The sequence below is a fragment of the Bacteroides xylanisolvens genome (assembly GCF_018289135.1).
GTDB classification, from domain to species: Bacteria; Bacteroidota; Bacteroidia; order Bacteroidales; family Bacteroidaceae; genus Bacteroides; species Bacteroides xylanisolvens.
The window spans coordinates 389,263-407,497 of the sequence record NZ_CP072216.1; the positions used below are offsets into that span (position 1 = coordinate 389,263).

At 40.6% G+C, this 18,235-nt stretch carries 17 protein-coding genes; 12 read left to right on the forward strand and 5 right to left on the reverse strand.

The features are described from left to right. Nucleotides 1-24: 24 nt before the first annotated feature. The gene (locus tag INE92_RS01825; RefSeq protein ID WP_004319910.1) at nucleotides 25-411 is read right to left on the reverse strand and encodes a single-stranded DNA-binding protein; all 387 of its coding nucleotides are present in this window, start codon (nucleotides 409-411) and stop codon (nucleotides 25-27) included. A 78-nt stretch (nucleotides 412-489) separates the two neighbouring features. Here INE92_RS01825 and INE92_RS01830 point away from each other — a divergent pair, with 78 nt between their 5' ends. After that, nucleotides 490-633, forward strand: coding sequence for a hypothetical protein (locus INE92_RS01830; protein ID WP_007897403.1), 144 nt, complete (start codon nucleotides 490-492; stop codon nucleotides 631-633). A gap of 607 nt (nucleotides 634-1,240) precedes the next feature. On the opposite strand, the gene INE92_RS01835 is transcribed toward INE92_RS01830, so the two are convergent. Next, the gene (locus INE92_RS01835) at nucleotides 1,241-1,423 is read right to left on the reverse strand and encodes a hypothetical protein (RefSeq protein ID WP_004319908.1); all 183 of its coding nucleotides are present in this window, start codon (nucleotides 1,421-1,423) and stop codon (nucleotides 1,241-1,243) included. Between the two features lie 15 nt (nucleotides 1,424-1,438). Then, on the reverse strand, nucleotides 1,439-2,023 hold the full coding sequence (locus INE92_RS01840) for a hypothetical protein (protein ID WP_005816332.1): 585 nt from the start codon (nucleotides 2,021-2,023) through the stop codon (nucleotides 1,439-1,441). A gap of 65 nt (nucleotides 2,024-2,088) precedes the next feature. On the opposite strand from INE92_RS01840, the gene INE92_RS01845 reads away from it, so the two are divergent. The 11 genes from INE92_RS01845 (at nucleotide 2,089) to INE92_RS01895 (ending at nucleotide 11,689) form a co-directional block, all read left to right on the forward strand. Next, complete coding sequence (locus tag INE92_RS01845; RefSeq protein ID WP_007837487.1) at nucleotides 2,089-2,301, forward strand: hypothetical protein; 213 nt, start codon at nucleotides 2,089-2,091, stop codon at nucleotides 2,299-2,301. A 727-nt stretch (nucleotides 2,302-3,028) separates the two neighbouring features. Beyond that, nucleotides 3,029-3,574 carry a helix-turn-helix domain-containing protein gene (locus INE92_RS01850; RefSeq protein WP_005818824.1) on the forward strand — a complete coding sequence of 182 codons (546 nt, stop codon included), beginning with the start codon at nucleotides 3,029-3,031 and terminating at the stop codon, nucleotides 3,572-3,574. Beyond that, entirely contained in the window at nucleotides 3,571-4,833 is a 1,263-nt protein-coding gene (locus tag INE92_RS01855; protein WP_005818825.1) for a site-specific integrase, read from the forward strand. The genes INE92_RS01850 and INE92_RS01855 overlap by 4 nt, the downstream gene beginning before the upstream one ends. A 314-nt stretch (nucleotides 4,834-5,147) precedes the next feature. After that, nucleotides 5,148-5,501 carry a methylation-associated defense system helix-turn-helix domain-containing protein MAD1 gene (gene mads1, locus INE92_RS01860; RefSeq protein ID WP_004313943.1) on the forward strand — a complete coding sequence of 118 codons (354 nt, stop codon included), beginning with the start codon at nucleotides 5,148-5,150 and terminating at the stop codon, nucleotides 5,499-5,501. After that, nucleotides 5,498-6,097, forward strand: coding sequence for a BT4734/BF3469 family protein (locus INE92_RS01865; protein ID WP_004313940.1), 600 nt, complete (start codon nucleotides 5,498-5,500; stop codon nucleotides 6,095-6,097). Before mads1 ends, INE92_RS01865 begins: the two co-directional genes overlap by 4 nt. After that, complete coding sequence (locus INE92_RS01870) at nucleotides 6,048-7,850, forward strand: DUF3987 domain-containing protein (protein WP_004313939.1); 1,803 nt, start codon at nucleotides 6,048-6,050, stop codon at nucleotides 7,848-7,850. The genes INE92_RS01865 and INE92_RS01870 overlap by 50 nt, the downstream gene beginning before the upstream one ends. Nucleotides 7,851-7,951: 101 nt before the next feature. Then, nucleotides 7,952-8,320 (forward strand): MobC family plasmid mobilization relaxosome protein, encoded by a 369-nt coding sequence (locus INE92_RS01875; protein ID WP_004313937.1) that lies wholly within the window; start codon nucleotides 7,952-7,954, stop codon nucleotides 8,318-8,320. Then, complete coding sequence (locus INE92_RS01880; protein WP_061448680.1) at nucleotides 8,304-9,203, forward strand: relaxase/mobilization nuclease domain-containing protein; 900 nt, start codon at nucleotides 8,304-8,306, stop codon at nucleotides 9,201-9,203. The genes INE92_RS01875 and INE92_RS01880 overlap by 17 nt, the downstream gene beginning before the upstream one ends. After that, entirely contained in the window at nucleotides 9,203-9,850 is a 648-nt protein-coding gene (locus tag INE92_RS01885; RefSeq protein ID WP_004313932.1) for a hypothetical protein, read from the forward strand. Before INE92_RS01880 ends, INE92_RS01885 begins: the two co-directional genes overlap by 1 nt. Nucleotides 9,851-9,957: 107 nt before the next feature. Continuing rightward, nucleotides 9,958-10,611, forward strand: a complete 654-nt coding sequence (locus INE92_RS01890; RefSeq protein WP_005818830.1) for a master DNA invertase Mpi family serine-type recombinase — start codon at nucleotides 9,958-9,960, stop codon at nucleotides 10,609-10,611. Then, nucleotides 10,595-11,689 (forward strand): Eco57I restriction-modification methylase domain-containing protein, encoded by a 1,095-nt coding sequence (locus INE92_RS01895; protein WP_080691282.1) that lies wholly within the window; start codon nucleotides 10,595-10,597, stop codon nucleotides 11,687-11,689. Before INE92_RS01890 ends, INE92_RS01895 begins: the two co-directional genes overlap by 17 nt. A gap of 58 nt (nucleotides 11,690-11,747) precedes the next feature. On the opposite strand, the gene INE92_RS01900 is transcribed toward INE92_RS01895, so the two are convergent. Beyond that, the gene (locus INE92_RS01900) at nucleotides 11,748-14,723 is read right to left on the reverse strand and encodes an Eco57I restriction-modification methylase domain-containing protein (protein WP_011109348.1); all 2,976 of its coding nucleotides are present in this window, start codon (nucleotides 14,721-14,723) and stop codon (nucleotides 11,748-11,750) included. A 12-nt stretch (nucleotides 14,724-14,735) separates the two neighbouring features. Next, nucleotides 14,736-18,209, reverse strand: coding sequence for a helicase-related protein (locus INE92_RS01905; protein ID WP_004312793.1), 3,474 nt, complete (start codon nucleotides 18,207-18,209; stop codon nucleotides 14,736-14,738). Nucleotides 18,210-18,235 lie beyond the last annotated feature (26 nt).

The following is an 18,235-nucleotide window of genomic DNA, read 5'->3' on the forward strand; positions in this document are numbered from 1 at the left end:
TCGCCTTGTTATGGAGAGGAAAGGCTATTTCTTGCCTTTCTTGGTTGCTGGCTTGGCCGGCTCTTCCGCAGGAGTCTCCTCCTTGTCGGGACACTCGTAGAACTTGGTTGCAACCATGATGATTCTGGAGTGCTTCACGCCATCCTTGTCTGTCCACTCCTCTGGCTTGAAGAAACCCTCGACGGTGAGCAACGTGCCCTTGGTGAGCTTGTCGAATGATTCGGTGTGCTCGTTCTTGCGCCATGCCTCCATATTCATGAAAGCCGATACGCGGTTGGTTTCCTCGCCGTTCTTCTCCTGACGGCCTACTGCCAACGAGAAGCGTGCTACGCTGGCGTTTGCGAACTGACGGATTTCTGCATCCTTACCTACGAAACCTGAAACTGTGAAGTTGTTCTCGATCTTTTTCATTTTGAATTGAATTTAAAAGTGAAACTTAATTTTTACATGCATTCAAAAGCAGGGATGTGGCACCATGTGGGAAGCACCATGAAAATCGTTCGCAATACTCTTTTTGTCGTTGGCGGTAAGGGAGAAAAAGGAAGATTACGCACTATTTTATTGGTCACAGCGATAGCGGCCACACAAGAAGGAGGAAGTCCTTCGCAGCATCACGCTACCTTTGCATGGTAAAAATAAGTGGCTTTCAAATAGCTCAATTCAGAAAAAGACGGGGCCAAACAATGGAACAAAGGTTGTAAGCAAGGAGGCAATCCGTATGCAACAGACAGGGGCACTGCTATGGCTGTATGCCTGGAGAAACGAAGCGGGAAATCCGACCTTACAGCTGTATCATCAGAAGAGTGAGGAGCATGAACACTGATGCACGATGAACGACAAGCCTAAGGGTCAGCTTAGCAATAGAGGCATCAAGCCAAAAGAGGACAGACATCAGAGGATTGGCGATAGCACTGTCATCATGCTAAGACCAAGTTCTGTGTCCGACAAGGAAGAGTCGCAAAAGACAGACGAGTAAAACCAAAAGGCGAAATGACCATTCCTATAACAAGGTACAGAGACGCTTAAAACGGCGAAGGGACTTTGGCGACGTATCGCTATACAGGTGTCGAAGCATCGCTTCTATAACAGGACTGGAGCAAGTGAGCAAACCGCACAACTTGCTCCCAAGGTATTTCAGTTACAACAGCCATAACCTCATTGGAGGATTGTCCTAAAAGAGTTTTTGCAGTCAAAGGAAGAAAGAGTCTGCAAGCCACATAGCCAACAGACTCTCTCCTGATTATTCACAGATGACAACATCATCCTTGTACTCCGTCACTTCCTTGCCGTTGATGAGCTGGACAATGACCTCACAACCCAAGTCCTCGACAATCGTTCCCTCTGTCTGACCTCTTCGGGGATAAAGCAAGGTGCAGAAACACCCTACAACGCCGTCCAACTGCTCCATGTCTATCGTTGCCATATCCGTTCCTCCTTGTTAGCCGAATGTGATTGGATTGATGCAGAAATTCGTGTCCTCTGCCTCATACTCGTATTCATTGATGAAGTCAATCATCTTCTGTTCGCTTCTTCCGTCCTGTGAGACACCAGTCTTCTCACACCACAACTTGATAGCATCACCAAAGGTGGAGTAAGCACCCTCACAATCCTCAAAGAGTTCTCCGTATGCAGTGACGTAGCACTCTTCGGGGAAGAAGTCGTTCTCATCGTGCGTATAGAAGATGTCGCAACCTGGCTCAACCTCTCGCCAACTGATTGAAAGTTCATCGCCAAGTGCCTTGTTCACCTCCTCAAAGAACAAGTCGCATGAAGACCAAGCACTTTCGGTGTCAAAGGACAAGAGGGCATAATCGTCTTCCACGTTCTCCTCATACTCTGCCCAATAGATGTGTCCTCTCACCGAGATGCCTTTCTTCTCGTAGTCAATGCCATAGTGTTCTGCCAAGAGATACAGATACACATTATTACTGTTCACCTCCAACTCTTGGAGTGTGTTCCAAAGGTCTGCCACGGCTTTGCGTGAGCCTGTCACCTTGTACTGAGTGTCGCAAATGTTAGCCATAAGATAAAATTTTTATTTTCTTCCCTTATGTAGAACCAACTACCATCGGGATTGATTAAAGAATTATGTTGCCCCAAAAGGTGTTATGGCTCATCAATGCAAGGTTTTGCCGTCAAATACTACCTCTGCCACAATCAGAGCGTGGAGATTTCACGGACAAACCACAGGCACCGACCTTGCAGGATGAACGCCATGACAGGTACCTTTGCAACACAATTCTTATCAAAGCCCGATGGGGTGGTACATGGCAGACTGCATGGTACAGCAGTGTGAAGTGACGTTATAGGTGGAGATAAGGCTATAAGAGGTTTTTGCAGTCAAAGGAGAAAAGAGTCCACAAAGTGCAGTATCTACAGGACAAAAACACTTTAGTTTACCTTGGTTAGCTCTTATATATATGCTAACCTAAAGTAAACTGTATATATGTCCGTCTAAAACCCGAAAACCGTACGGGTCAGCTTACGTCAGAAACAGAAGTATAGAACCATAGAAGTGGTTCAAGAAGTCTTTCTTCCTTTGACTGCAAAATATTATCTTTGCACGAATCATAATTGCCCTGTAGGATTTAATATAATTTAACACTCTTTGTTGAATGCAAGGAAGAACAGCTTCAATATGCTGAATATCAGTAGTATAACATTGTGTTAACCCTTAATCTGTAGAAAAGGATGTTATCATACAAAGTAATGTCCATTTGTACTTTTTCTATATGGTTTTATACTTACATTTGCATATCATTTGTATCTTGATAACAGTAACTAACTGATTATCAATATACTTTATATTTGAGGAGGTCAAATGATTCCGATAAGGATACAGATAATAAACAATAAGCAAAAGCGTGCAGCTCAATGAGTTGCACGCTTTTTGCGTTTATGGGGGTCATGGTTGCTATGTGTTTTCTATGGGCTTTTTTATCTCTTATTTGCGACATGTTTGCGACACGTCTTATTTGGCGATAAGGTACAACTTAAATTGATATAAACCATTTAAAACGAGAAGAATATGCCAAGAGGAAATTACATCATTCAAAGAAGTTGCGAGGAGTGCGGTAAAATCTTTACTCCTCCGACATTAGTGTCGAAGTATTGTTGCCCTGCTTGTTCCAAGAGGGCGTATAAGAAAAGACAAATCGCAAAAGAGAAAGAAGCGATACGCCAAGCACTGATTAGACGAATACCATCCAGTAAGGGGTATCTAACCGTAAAGGAAGCTATGCTGATTTACGGAATTAGTAAAGACGTTCTTTATCGTATGATACGGCAAGGCTTGATACCGTCATACAATTTTGGTCAGCGTCTGATACGCCTTAGTCGGCAGTATATGGATGAACACTTCAAAACAAAGGCAGGGAGTAGAAAGAGAAAAAAGGAGGCATTGTCCTTTGAACCCAAAGATTGTTACACCATCGGAGAGATCGCAAAGAAGTTCCATATCAATGACAGCAGTGTGTTTAAGCACATGCGCCGTCATTCTATTCCTACACGCCAAATCGGTAACTATGTTTATGTTCCCAAATCTGAAATTGATAAATTGTATAAGTCGTTATGAAGAAAGCATTACCCAATACCAAAGTGACCGTCAAACTCAGAAGGTCGAATTATAAAGAAGAGTGGTATCTGATTATAGAGTCATACCCAGTGTATAAGCGAGGTTCTAAACGGGCAAGCCGTGTGGTGGAATCTATCAACAGAACTATATCCACACCCATTTGGGATAAGTCATCCATAGCACGAATCTTGCCGGATGGAACATTCAACTATAAGCCTAAACGTGATTTGAATGGAATTATCCAATGCCGTTCAACGATAGACCAAGAGGCTTGCATCTATGCCGACAATGTGCGGAAGTTACGGCAGCATGAATACGATAGTGCCATCCTATACACTGATAAGGAAAACGAAATCGCTGCACAGAATGAGCGGAGCGAACAGGATTTTATCAAGTATTTCAATCGTATTATAAGCACACGTCATCCCAATAGTTCCGATTCGATTATAGTCAACTGGAGGCGTGTAGGTGAATTATTGAAAATGTATTCACAAGGGCAACCAATTCCATTCAAGGCGATTTCCGTTAAACTGCTTGAAGATATAAAGATGTTCCTTCTCCGTGCTCCAATGGGAGGGAATAAGAAAGGTACTATCTCACAAAACACGGCATCAACCTATTTTTCCATACTTAAAGCCGGACTGAAACAGGCGTTCATTGATGAATATCTGACCGTTGATATAAGCGCGAAAGTAAAGGGAATAACAAACATAGAGAAGCCTCGTGTTGCGCTTACCATGAATGAAGTGCAAATGTTGGTTGATACTCCTTGCAAGGATGATGTTTTGAAACGTGCGTTCTTGTTCTCTATTCTCACTGGATTGCGGCATAGTGATATTCAAACTTTGAAATGGAAACAAATTCAGCAAACAAGCAAAGGTACATGGCAAGCAGTAGTAATTCAGCAAAAGACAAAAAGGCCCGATTACAAGCCAGTCATTCAACAGGCACTTCAACTATGCGGCATACGTCCAGACGATGATGAAGCACTTGTTTTTGAAGGATTGACTGATGCCTCTTGGATTTCTCGCCCGTTGAAAGTCTGGATAGAAGCATCCGGTATCAAGAAGCACATCACCTTCCATTGTGGGCGGCATAGCTATGCTTCGCTGTTGCTGGAAAATGGCGTTGACATATACACCATCAAGTCTTTGATGGGACATACTAACGTCAAAACCACGCAGATTTATACGCATATTGTAAACGAACAAAAAGAGAAAGCCGCCAATACACTGCATATAGAAAATTTGGATTTATAGGTTGTGGTGGTTATATCCACCATTGAGCACCAACGACTTATGTAATACCAATCATATACTTACCACCGTTTACCCCTCATGAAGCATCAACTTTTTGAGGGGTATTTTGTAGTATAGAGGTGTTCAGTAAAGAATGTGTTAGTCCAAACAGTCGTTTATTCCCCTTTTATTATGTTGCCCAATAAATTTTCGTATTAATGAAACTTAAATCTGTCAGTGGTAAATGAGCGGTTGATTGGTGGCGGTCAAGCACCTATTTAGCACCTATAAGCATCCCTATACTTTTGTGGCATAAATTTTAATACGAAGAAAAAATGGCCTATAAAGTAAATTCATTGGAGGAAATGCCGAATGCGTTGTCCTACCTGATTGAGTCCGTAGAAGTACTGCAATCTAAAGTGAATGCCTTGCAGCATAAACAGGCAAGTAACTCACCCAAGTGGATGGATATAGATGAGCTTTGCGCTTATCTGCCATCACATCCTGCCAAACAAACGGTTTATGGATGGGTGTCAACCAAACAGATTCCCGTACATAAAATAAACAAGGCTTTGGCTTTCCTGCAATCAGAGATTGACGATTGGCTGAAGAACAAATCGCACAAGACCCAAGATGACTTAATGGAAGAAGCCAGACGATTTGTCGAATCTAAAAAGATTATCAGATGATGGAAACGACCGACTATTGCTTTTCATTCTTTCGCAAGCCCATTCAAAACATCGAACCGATGAGGGCTATAGGTATTGTGGATGTGTATCGTTATGTCATCGGACATTATGCCCAACCACAAACCGAGAACCTGCGGCAGATGCAGTCCTCTCCCGAAGCCAAAAGGTACAAAGCCACCCATTTTGACTATTGTACTTTTTCGGGATTATTCCGAAAACGGAATGAAAAGGAACTGATTATGCACTCAGGATTGATGTGTTTGGATTTCGATCATGTGGATAACATAGGGAGGTTAAAGCAACAATTACTTAACCATGAGTATTTTGATACAGAACTGTTATTTGTCAGTCCATCCGGTAATGGATTGAAGTGGATAATACCTGTTGATTTGAAAGGCTGGGAACATTCCCGGTACTTCAAGGCTGTTACCAACTGTATCAAAGCGACAGGTTTGCCATTGGTGGATATGTCCGGCAGTGATGTGGCTCGTTCATGCTTCTTACCCTACGACCCACAAGCATATATTAACCCTAAATACAAAGATGATGTCGAAGAAAATATTTTCCGCCCAAGATTGGGAGAATGTCCCTTCTGAAATACAACAGGCACATACACCAAGTATTGCCCCTATATATAATAAGGTGGAGGATGATGTGGAAAGTGTTGTTCGGGAGATAGAACAGTGTGCCATTGATATAGCCCCTCATTATAAAGATTGGGTGGAGTTGGGCTTTGCGCTTGTGGATGGATTGGGAGAGAACGGGCGGGAGTATTACCACCGCATCAGCAGGTTTTACCCTACCTATCAAAAGGAAGAAACGGATAAACAATACACGCATTGTCTGCACTCCAAAGGGCAAGGCATTACTATCCGTTCTTTCTTCCATTTGGCAAATCAAGCTGGAATCTCATTGGCTCCGTTCTTCAAAGAGCATTTATCCATTTTGCCAAATATCCAAAATGGTAAAACGGGTAAATGGATAAAATCAGAAGAAGAACTTCCTACATTTCCTGAATGTGTGTTTGAGCATCTTCCTCCTTTTCTAAATGAGGTTGTCAATAATTCCATTTCGGTAGATGACCGTGATACGATATTAATCGGGGCTATTGTGTGTTTGTCGGTATGCTTTCATAATGTTTGTGGCGTGTACGATGAACGCATTGTTTATCCCAACCTCTATCTGTTTGTTGTAGCGGATGCCGGTATGGGAAAAGGAGCATTGACTCTATGCCGTGAATTGGTAGCCCCCATCAACCGCCATTTGCATGAACTTTCCAAACGATTGGAACAGGAATATAAAGAAGCAATGAACACATATATTAAAGGTAAGAAAACCGATGGAATGGCTATGCCAACTGAACCGCCCATGCGTATGCTCGTGATTCCAGCCAATAGTAGCGCAAGCTCTTTCTTGAAGATATTAGGAGATAATGACGGAATCGGGCTGCTGTTTGAATCGGAGGGCGACACGTTAAGTCAGACTTTGAAATCGGACTACGGCAATTACTCCGATGTGTTGCGAAAGGCATTCCATCATGAATTGGTAAGTTTGAGTAGGCGTAAGGATAGAGAGTATTGTGAAGTAGCCAATCCGAGAGTATCGGTAGCTTTGGCTGGAACTCCAGAACAGGTAAGAAGATTGATACCTGATGCAGAGAACGGATTGATGAGTCGCTTTTGTTTCTATATTATCCGCTTCAAACGAGGTATAAGAAATGTGTTTGCCACAAGCGACATTTCCCAATCCAAGAATGCCATGTTCAAACTGTTGGGAGATAAATTCTGCCATTTACATGAGAATTTTGTACGGCAGGGTAATTATTCCTTTTCTCTTCCCTCTGATTTACAGGAACACTTTATTGAATATCTCAGTCGGGTGAATGAGGAATGTTGTGACGAAGTGGATAACAAGATGCAAGGAGTAGTCAGACGGATGGGACTGATTGCTTATCGTATAATGATGGTGTTGACCGTTGTCCGACATTTGGATAATGTGATTCACAAATCTTCTTCTGACGAGACTGTACAATTGGTTTGCCATGAGTTTGACTATTCCGTAGCCATGAGTATTTGCGACACCCTGCTTTATCATGCCGTATTCATTTATCAGAATTTGTCAGGAAATCAGTCTAAACGATTCAATACCGTTTCGCAAGAGACAGGCGTTTATGCACGAAGGAACACCCTTTATAATATGTTGCCTGACACTTTCACAAAGAAAGATTATGATGCGGCGGTTTTAACTTTGGGCGAGAATGGAAGTACGGCAAACAAGTGGATAGAAGCCTTTATCAAAGATGGCAAACTAAGCCGAATAGAACAAGGGAAATATAGGAAGATTTTTTGAGTGGCAAGTTTGTGTTTTAGTGTCACTAAAACCTATGCGGCAAGCGGATAGAACAGCCACTCTCAAAAAATCAATTTATGAACATAAAAGTTTAGATAAGTATGAAGGATAAGAAACTTGGTGGTCGCCCTAAGTTGGCGAGTTATCAGAAACGCACGAAATGTTTTCGGGTAATGTTTACCGAGAACGACTACATTTATATCCAATCCAAAGCGGAGCAGGCTGGATTGTCTGTCAATGAATTTTGCCATCAGGCTGCAATGGATTGTCAAGTCTGTCAACGCATCAGTCCTGAAATGGTATCGGCTATTCGTGACCTTTCCGGTATCGCCAATAATGTCAATCAGATTGCCCACCAGATGCACACTTATGGTTTGGAAGCTGTCAAGCAACAATGCTTCTCAATCATATCAGAAGTCAATAGAATCATCACCCAAGTGAAGAACAACTGCCATGATAGCAAAGATTAAAACAAGAACCGATTTTGGAGGAATAGTGAATTACGCCAATGACCAAAAGAACAAGAAAAAGAGTGCCACACTTTTGGCACACGAAGGAGTCTGCACCATTAGTAATAAAGCCATCGCTGATTTTTTTCAGATACAAGCATCCATGCGCCCGAAAGTAAAAAGTCCGGTGAAACACGTATCACTTGCTTTTTCTTCGCAAGACATTAGCCGTTTTCCCGATAATGAAGAAGGAGATGCGCTGATGGTGGAGATTGCCAAGAAATGGATGGAACAAATGGGGATTCGTAATACTCAATATATCATAGCCCGGCATCACGACACGAAACATCCTCATTGCCATTTGGTATTCAATCGGATAGACAATGAAGGCAATCTTATTTCTGACAGCAATGAAAGAATATGCAATGCAAAAGTTTGTCGTGCTTTGACTAAAGAGTATGGATTTTACTTTGCCCCTAAAAATAGTAAAGCCAGAAATAAAAGTCGTTTGCGTCCTCACCAATTACGGAAGTATAATCTTCGTTCTTCAGTTCTTGATGCGCAGGTAAATTCTCGTTCTTGGAATGACTTTATTAGTACGCTCAAAGGTCAGGGCATAGATATGCGTTTTAATCATGCTGAGAACTCTGATAAAATTCGTGGTATATCCTTTTGTATGGATGAATTTAGCATTGCTGGTTCTAAACTTGACCGTGATTTGAGCTTCAACAACCTTTGCACTATGTTGGGTGATGTAGCTGCGGAACTGATTATTCAACCCCATCAAGTCATAACTCCCGGTGGAGGTGGAGGAACCAACAATGAACAAGGCGGGCGGGATGATAAAGACAAGGATAACCAAAGAAGCGAACCTTTTTATAAACCTTCAAAACGTAGAAGATAATGAAAGAAGATGTAATAGCTGCAAATCTTGCAAATTTGCGCCAAAGTATCAGTGAACTGAAAGAGTGTATTGAAAAACAGAATGTCACTGTTTCTAAATCGGAACAATCTGTAAAAGTGGAATTTGATGAAAAGACCATTTATACTGGAATTGCCAAAAGTTTCTGTACTTGCTGGAATGAAGCCTTGTCTGTGATCAAGAAACATATCTGGCAACAGCAGCCTAACACATTGCCGTTTTCGCTATGGTTTCCGAAACTCATTGATTTATTCAAGCAGAAGTCCAAACTTCTTGAATATCTTTATCGGCACGTTTGCGATTACAATCAGAATCGTATAACTATCGAAACTAATACCCGATGTATATTGAAACGGCAGGATGAGATATTAGCAAAAATCAATGAATTGAAAAGCCCTGTAACCGTTATTCCACCTAATATCAGTGGGTTGTTTATATATGGCTATCATATTAAGCTACGATATGTCATGGTCTTCATTGTCGTTATTATGATATGGGCCGTTGCTGTTTCTGTTAGTAGTATGAAGTATAAGGAAGAGAGCTTTGCGTATTATTCTATGTATAGGGCAGTGAAGGAACAGAATCAGAACTTGATAGAAAAGCAGATAGCAATAAAAGGGGAAAATTAGTATATGCTTCTACGTATATACTGTTTGCTCCAATTTATCCCTTTACATTTTAATCAATTGTGAAGGAATTTTTTATATTGGTGTATATTAATATAATTTTAAGAGTTATGATTTACGGATACATTAGAGTAAGCAGTGACAAACAAACTGTAGAAAACCAACGTTTTGAGATAAGTAATTTCTGTAATAATAATGAGTTGACAATTGGCGATTGGATTGAAGAAACTATTAGTGGAACGAAAAATTACACAAAACGACAGCTTGGACGTTTACTGCGTAAAGTACGCAAAGATGATATTATCATCTGTAGTGAGCTTTCACGTCTTGGACGCAATCTTTTTATGATTATGGAAATCTTGAATATCTGTATGACAAAAGAATGTAAGGTATGGACAATTAAAGATAACTATAGACTTGGGGAAGATATACAAAGTAAAGTCCTTGCCTTTGCTTTCGGATTGTCAGCTGAGATTGAACGCAATCTTATCAGTCAACGTACAAAAGAGGCGTTAGCGAGAAAAAAAGCAGAAGGGGCAATGCTCGGACATTGTCGTGGCTTTCGTTGTAGACTTAATCCCAAATGTGCCAACAAGCACGATTATATTGTAAAAGAATTGGCTAAAGGAACAGAAAAAACAGTTATATCTAAAAGATTGAAAGTATCAAAAACTACATTATATCGTTATCTCGTTTATACGGGGCTTCATTTGCCTATAAACTGTCAACAAGAAGGATGGGAAGAGTATGGTATCTATCATTGATTTCTATGTACTACAGAAGCGACCCTCAAAAAAGGGCTTCGATATTGTCATTGGCAATCCACCGTACGGAGCGAAATACGACAACCAAACAAAGAGGTATTATAAGAATACCTATGTGACGGCAAATAGCATCCGAGGATTACAGAAGGGGTCTCTTGATACATATACACTATTCATAGAATTGGGATACAATCTGCTTAGGAAGAATGGGAGTTTTGCCTATATCGTTCCAATATCCTTGACATCAAGTGATTCCCTAACAGGCGTACACCGTCTTTTGATGGGAAACTGTGATACCATATACATATCATCGTATGCAGTACGTCCTAAGCCTGTTTTTGAGAACGCTGTAGTAAACACTTCGATACTTCTTTTTAAGAAGACTGAAACGCCATGTCAGTATCTTTTCTCAACCAAGATGCACAGAAGAGGGAATGAGTTTGAATTACAAAGGCTCATTGATAATTTGCAATTTGTTGATGTGAAAGGGCAAACACTTTATGGTCGTATTCCAAAGATAGGTTCTGAAATAGAGAAAACCATCTTAAACAAACTCTTCAACTATACAAAGTTAGGATCTCTTATCAAGACTTCAGGGAGTCCAATCATATATAGGTTTGCAGGAGGGCGATATTTCAAAGTCGTAACAAATTATAGTACCGGTTCATCAGCAGAGAGAACTATCTATTTCGCTAATTCCAAAATCGCAGATGCTGTTGGCTGCATACTCAGTAGCAGTTTGTCATTTTGGTTCTATCAGATCTTTTCTGATAATTTAAATTGGAAGACATACGAGATAGAGAATTTCACAGTTCCACAGCTCTCAGCTGAGGATATTGACTATCTTGACAAGTTGTATTCTCGTTATCTTTCTGACATAGAGGCAAAAGCTAATATCAGAATAACTTCTGGAGAGTCCACCTATAATGTTGATTCATTCAAGGAATACAAAATTGTACGCTCCAAAGCCATCATTGATGAGATAGATGACTACATCTGTCCGCTATACGGATTGACGCAGGAGGAAACCGATTTTATCAAAAATTACGAATTAGAATTTAGGTTGGCTGGAGAATGAATGATAATTGGAGGATAATCCCTCCAATTATCATAATCTTTCCTTTCAGAATTAATGCTTATTCAGCATTTCGATATTGATAGTCATAATTGATTAAAAATTTTATTTCAATCTCAGATAAACCATATTTTTCTCCAATAAATTTATCAATTGCATCAATATGCATTTTAGATTGTCTTGCAAAAAAACATTTCAGTCCCGTTTTAGTTGTCTGGCTCTTTGAATATAAATCATTAAGATAAGTATCATATAAAGTATTTATTTTATCAAGTTCTTCATCTGAAAATGATTCGAATGGGATAGGAAACATTTCTAATTCGGATGATCGTAGGTTATGCCAATCTGAGTGTATCAGCCAAAACCAATAGAAAAGGTTACTTGACAAGGCTGCTCCTACAAGACTTTGATATTTTTCTCTGACTTTCAATTCCCCTTCTGCAGAAGAATGAGTAGGAATCTTAGTTATTATTTTATAGTACCTACCACCTGCCTTCCGGTAATAAATAGGTAAACCTTCTCGTTTATACACATCTTTTATTGTTGTGACACAACGCTCTAATTTGCATAATATTCCTAATTCTATTTCATTGCCTATCTTTGGAATTCTCCCATTGCGAATATGATGAAGGGCATTTACAAACTTTAGGTCATCTAAGAGTAACCACAGAGATTCATCAGAATAGCGTTTGTTGATATGCGTAGTCATAATTCTTGTGGCCTTGTTGCTGGATTTTTTAAAACTAATAATGGATACTTGTTGTTCTGCACTTTCAAATATACGGCGTGGTCTGTCTCCATATGAACTGACATAGATTTCGTCACAGTGATTTATTAGTAGTCTATGAAGTCCTGACATTGCATCGGAAGCAGTAACACTTAGTGGAACAATAAAGATTGCATTTCCTTTAGTGTGTAATATTTGGTAACCTAAATCAATGAAAAGCGAAAAAGTATCTAAAGATCCTTTTTGTATATTAGGTATAGTTTGAGCAGATGTAAATATATGTTTGAAGCATGCTTTGTCTATAGATGAAATTTTAGCACCGTACGGTGGATTGCCAATGACAATATCGAAGCCCTCTTTTGAGGGTCGTGAGAAAACATCATGGAACCAGGTATGCCAGAGGAAGAACTGACTGTTTGCAGACAAGTCCATATCTTCAAAATCAATATGAATACCTTGCTCAACGAGTTCCTGCTTTACAATATCTGCAATGTCCTTTCTCAGCTGCATTTTCTTGTCATGTTCAGGGCAAGCGTAATATTCAGTAAGTTTGTCGCGTAGATTTTTGCGATAAACATCTAACATGCTATCAAAGAAAGTTAGACTTTCACCAGCTCCTATTTTCTTTTCTGTCATCGTTGAAAGGTCAACACCCTTATATTGCTCCAGAAGGGAATTCCCCTGCATAATCTTGAAATCAAGGTTAGGCAGAGCCTCTGGTGACTTTTCGTCAACAATCAGTGAGAGCCAGAAACGAAGTCGGGCTATATCCACTGCTCCACGTTCAATGTCAACACCATAAATGTTGTTTTGGATAATGTGACGTTTAATGTTAGCTGCATTCTCTACAATGTTTGGCTCAATAGCAGAACGGCAGAAGAACAGTTCGCGCAGCAATCCCATTGGAAAAGCACCAGAGCCAATTGCAGGGTCGCATATCTTCACATCGTACAGTTTCTGATCAATGTATTCCTTTAATTCGCCCAGCTGGGATGCATCGTGAGTTGTCACAAACTGACGTATACACTCCTTGTCTTCTTCCCTCATGTCTGTTTGCAGATATGCTATCAAGCTTTCTCGGCACATGTACTGCACAATCTCTTTCGGCGTATAGAATGCACCCTTATCCTTGTTGTCCTCCAGCAGGTTTTCAAAGATGCGTCCAAGCATTTCTGGGTCAACGCCCACTTCTGCATCGTTTGGGTCATTTTCATCGATGGTAAAGTTGTACTGCGAGAGCATTGTCAGCAGGCCATTAAAATAGCTGGCAGGAAAATGACTGGGCTTCTTGTCAAGAATGTCACGTTCAAACAGACCGCCGTTCAAATATGGAATACGACAGTTGCGGAAGCCTTCTACTTTTGTGTCGTAAAGGTCGCCCTGATCTGAACGGTTACGGTCTAAACCTTCTGTAAACAAGTCTTCTAATATGTCATCAAGAAAGTTTTCCTTTTGACGTTCATTTGCATTCTTGAAAATATTCAGCATGAAATCACGATCGCCTTCGCCCCATTCCTTGCTTGCAGGAACGCCAAGCCAGCCTTTCTTTTGGAGGAAGTGCAGGAACACAATGCGTCCAAGAAGTTTCTTCACATAGTCACGAATGGGTTTTTCCTCACGGTCACGAATTTTGTCAGCAGCCATACCCGTATGGTCAAAGCCTGTATCAATGAAGTGTTGACGCATTCCGTTTGTAGGGTCAACCATGTAATTGACAAAAGCTTCGTATTGAGCCTTGTACTTCCCAAAGAACTCTTTAGAAAGAGCTTCAACGTTGAATGCATTTTCGATGTCTTTAATTTCAAGAGAATTCCTTTTGTCGTATAGAGCTATGAAGTTGTCAGTTGCCGTGCGGCATGACTGACCAGGCCCCAGCAGGAACGTATAGCGTTTGCTGTCGGTGGATTCTTCTTTGTTGCCACTCTTTCGGCAATAGGTGAAACGCCAATCCCAACGAGTATCATCCTCGTAATGGAACAGCATGAAGGCACAAGAGAATTGATCCATGACAGCACGGATGAGCCGCTGGATGTTCACACGGTTATGCTCCATCATAACCCGGTCGCTGACTGTCACATCGAAAATCTGTAAAGGTTCAACGCCAACATACATCATTCCAACTTGCTTGATGCTGCGTATTCCCGTCGCTTCTGCCAGTTGTCTTCGTTCGGGCTGACTCTCCAAAAGCTCTGTTTCAAAACCATCCTCAAAGTCATCTTCACCGAAAATGGGAAAAATAACATTGTTGAGGAACGAACTCCAGCCTTGATATCGGCTGCTTAAATATTCTTTTAATGACTCCTTATTCATGGGGGTATTTGTTTACTTGATGGTTCCTAATACAATAGATGCTTCGCCTTGTTTACTTTCCACATGGGCTACGAGTTTGCCGATTTCTCGCTCCAGAATCTCGTCTATATCTTGTTGCTCTATGGCAAAGAGACGTAACCCCCGCTCTTCTAATTCTTGACCAATAGCCAATACTTTTTTGATAATATCAAAACTTCCTCGGTCAATAAACTTACGAGCATTTTTCAGCAAAATCTTGGATTGTAGTGATAAACTAGGTGTGTTGTTAATTTTCACCAACATTTCTTTTGCAGCCGTAGCCTTGTCACCAGCCCTTGACTTGTTGATGCGGACAAAGTATTGGTTATAAGTCTTTATGGCTTCTGCCGAAAGCTGTCGCCAGTTATCTGGTAATGGAACACGTTTGGCATTTTCTTTCACACGCATATCTTCAAGCAGTTCAAGCAAAGAAATTATTTTGGCGTTATACAGACCCTCGGCTTCTGTACGTATTCTAATTGCAAGCCTTGCAGAGTGTGGTGCTTTTACTATGAAATATGCCGTTCCACTTGCAGCCTGTGCTATCTGCCAGTCTTTATCAGCTTGTTCTATTTGCAGATAACGTTCAGGGTGAGTATCCTTGTATTGTTTCAGTTCATATACATACTTCTGCAAAGGTGATTCTTCACCGTCAACAGCTTTGGCAATATCGTAATGTACCACACTTTCCTCTTCCGAGAAAATCTTACTGTCTTCACCAAACAGGACATGGAAGGATTGTAACTTGGTATGTGCCTTGCGAACCAACTGAATCTGCGCATCGCCTTCTGCACTTGGCATGAAGTTATAGACATAGACAAAAGGCTCTTTACTGCCGATACGGTTTACACGACCTATGCGCTGCATCAGGCGAGTGGAGTTCCAAGGAGTATCATAGTTCAGAATAACATTGGCACGGTGGAGGTTCACACCTTCAGCCAAGACCTCTGTTGTAATGATAACATTGTAGTCATCCTTCCAGACACCTTCGTAATTGGCATCGAAATTTTCCTCAATCGTATGTTCCATCTCATCACGATTGGCAGCAGTAATGACAAGTGCCTTATAGCCCTTTGCCTTTACCGCTCTCGCAAGCGATTGTACCGTGTTTATAGCTTCCGAGAAGATAACCAATTTTCCAGAGGTATTCTTTTGTGGATTAAACAATTCTGGCTTGATGTTCTCTTTGAAAGCATCAAATTTCGGGTCTTGTGGGTTTTTCGCCCATCGATCATAGAGATTAGAAATGAGTCGGAAGTCTTCTTTCAGTTGGATATAGTATTCCTCCTTGAAGTCTTTGCGGTTATATTCTGCATTCTGTCCCTTCTCGTTACGCCCTTGTTCCGTCAATTTTGTTATCTTGGCTCTGATGTCTTCTACACAATCATTAAACGAAACACGTTTACCACGTTTCAATGTTTTGGCTTCATAGTCAAGTTCTTTGTTCACGTCAATTTGCGGACAAACGAAAATTGTGTCGTTCTCCCACATCTTAATCATGTTCTCTGTGTAACGTCGCAGGTTCAACAGGGATTGGGTGAAAGCAGTGAACGAACTTTCAAGACGCTTCACAAGAAGAATCTGCATGATGGTTGCAAGCTGCTTGGCAACGTCGTTGACACCACGATTGCCTCGACCTGTATGTTTTCTTTCGTTGGCAGGGTCAGTAAAATATTCAATGGCACGATAGCGGAAATATTTTAGCCACTCGTCAGTCTGCAACTTTTCTGCCTCCGTTGGAGCAATGATTGTCATAGTATCAGAGAACAGTTGAGCCAACTCGTCATCCATGATGTATTCAAGATTGTTAGGTCCAACAATTTTTGGAAATATCAAGCCTTGTGATTCCATATCATCCTTGTAATATTTCTCAACGTCAGTCCTTGTTCGGCGTTCTAGAATATCACTTAACACGCAATCACGCAGTCTCTTTGACACGGCATCCAAGCGTTGGCGGCGCTCATCTGCTGGTATGTCGTTGCTTCTATCTATCAGCAATTCATATTCTCGGTTGACATCTGCAAAGAACCTTTCGATATTACCACTTTCAGCCTTCTTCAATGTACTGTCATTGTGGTTTCTCTCAAAAAGGTAAATCTGATTCTTCAAGTCGTTTGGTCGGTTGTTCTGCGGTGTGGCAGAAAGAAGACCCACGTATGGATATACCCCTGTATTAGAACAAATCTTCTGTATCAGTTCATCAAGAGACTGGTACATCAATGTGGCACTGTTGCGGAACTTATGGCTTTCGTCAATGACAATAAAGCCATAATTCTTTTCTTGGAGTGTTCCACCAAAATCGCCAGAATCGCGGCTGTCGTCATCGTCATCTTCGCAGCTCTCATCTTCGGCAACATTTCCGATGCGTCCAGTTGTAATGAAGTCAATGTATGGCGCAATCTTCTCGTCAGAATTTTTGTCGAACATGGCTATAGTCTTCTTCCAACCCGATTGAATGGCAGGAGGAGTAATGACCAATACTTTACGTTCTCGTCCATCGTCTTCTGGTACGGACAAGAAACGCTTGATGATGAGCGTACCAATAATCGTCTTGCCAAGTCCCACCACATCTGCCAACATAAAGCCACCATGTTCGTGCATAATGCCGATACACCTCTTAACAGCTTCTATTTGATATTCCAGTTTGTGGATGTTCGCTGGCAGATAAGTTTCTATCTGTTGTCCGAGTGATTTGTCTACAATGTCACCAAACTTAATTTGTAGCAATTTGATATATAGTTCGTATGGAGTGAATGATTGTTGTTCACTTTTGCGTTCTTTTTCCACGTCATCTGTTATAGGTGCAGATTTAAGGATTTGTTCTAAGAATTGTTTGTTCCAAGGTTCAGATATTTCCCATTTTTCATTAAACCATATCAAATGAGATTTATTACCAGGTATTTCATCAAGCGATAACACTTGATTTGGAGCTGTTTCAATATAGTTTAATTCAGCGTTACCTTGTAATCCTTTTTGTGTAAAATTTGTACTACCCACGATACCAATACCAATGCCGTTTGACTTTCCGTCAAAGATGTAACACTTAGAATGTAAAAATTGAGTTTCGTCATTTTCATTTTTTCGAAATACACGAATCTGAATCTTTGAATCATTGTTTTCCGTACAATAATCAAGAAGCAGACGTATAGCATCTTTATATTCCTCAGTAACATTAAGTTCGTGGATATCAGTTTTTATGAAGTCCAGCGGATAATTTGCATCTTTATATTTAGGTGACTTTAATTGATTTACGTATATATAAGGGTCTTTTCCTATAAGTAAACGAAGCGTTGTTCCTTCTTTTTCAATGAAAGACCTCAAATTTTCTTGTAGTATAGCTAAACCGGGAATATCCCAATAGCCTGTGGCAATACTAACTGTTTTAATACCATCAATGGCTAAGCATTTTCTCAATGTTGTTGTCATTGAAAGTGCTTCTATGGAATTATCTATAAGTGTATTATTCATTTTAATTCTATTCTATGGTTTGAAAA

Coding starts and splice junctions, on each gene's coding strand:
- INE92_RS01825 (WP_004319910.1), bottom strand. CDS start 411: ATGAAAAAGATCGAGAACAACTTCACAGTTTCAGGTTTCGTAGGTAAG.
- INE92_RS01830 (WP_007897403.1), top strand. CDS start 490: ATGAAAATCGTTCGCAATACTCTTTTTGTCGTTGGCGGTAAGGGAGAA.
- INE92_RS01835 (WP_004319908.1), bottom strand. CDS start 1,423: ATGGCAACGATAGACATGGAGCAGTTGGACGGCGTTGTAGGGTGTTTC.
- INE92_RS01840 (WP_005816332.1), bottom strand. CDS start 2,023: ATGGCTAACATTTGCGACACTCAGTACAAGGTGACAGGCTCACGCAAA.
- INE92_RS01845 (WP_007837487.1), top strand. CDS start 2,089: ATGTTGCCCCAAAAGGTGTTATGGCTCATCAATGCAAGGTTTTGCCGT.
- INE92_RS01850 (WP_005818824.1), top strand. CDS start 3,029: ATGCCAAGAGGAAATTACATCATTCAAAGAAGTTGCGAGGAGTGCGGT.
- INE92_RS01855 (WP_005818825.1), top strand. CDS start 3,571: ATGAAGAAAGCATTACCCAATACCAAAGTGACCGTCAAACTCAGAAGG.
- mads1 (WP_004313943.1), top strand. CDS start 5,148: ATGGCCTATAAAGTAAATTCATTGGAGGAAATGCCGAATGCGTTGTCC.
- INE92_RS01865 (WP_004313940.1), top strand. CDS start 5,498: ATGATGGAAACGACCGACTATTGCTTTTCATTCTTTCGCAAGCCCATT.
- INE92_RS01870 (WP_004313939.1), top strand. CDS start 6,048: ATGTCGAAGAAAATATTTTCCGCCCAAGATTGGGAGAATGTCCCTTCT.
- INE92_RS01875 (WP_004313937.1), top strand. CDS start 7,952: ATGAAGGATAAGAAACTTGGTGGTCGCCCTAAGTTGGCGAGTTATCAG.
- INE92_RS01880 (WP_061448680.1), top strand. CDS start 8,304: ATGATAGCAAAGATTAAAACAAGAACCGATTTTGGAGGAATAGTGAAT.
- INE92_RS01885 (WP_004313932.1), top strand. CDS start 9,203: ATGAAAGAAGATGTAATAGCTGCAAATCTTGCAAATTTGCGCCAAAGT.
- INE92_RS01890 (WP_005818830.1), top strand. CDS start 9,958: ATGATTTACGGATACATTAGAGTAAGCAGTGACAAACAAACTGTAGAA.
- INE92_RS01895 (WP_080691282.1), top strand. CDS start 10,595: ATGGTATCTATCATTGATTTCTATGTACTACAGAAGCGACCCTCAAAA.
- INE92_RS01900 (WP_011109348.1), bottom strand. CDS start 14,723: ATGAATAAGGAGTCATTAAAAGAATATTTAAGCAGCCGATATCAAGGC.
- INE92_RS01905 (WP_004312793.1), bottom strand. CDS start 18,209: ATGAATAATACACTTATAGATAATTCCATAGAAGCACTTTCAATGACA.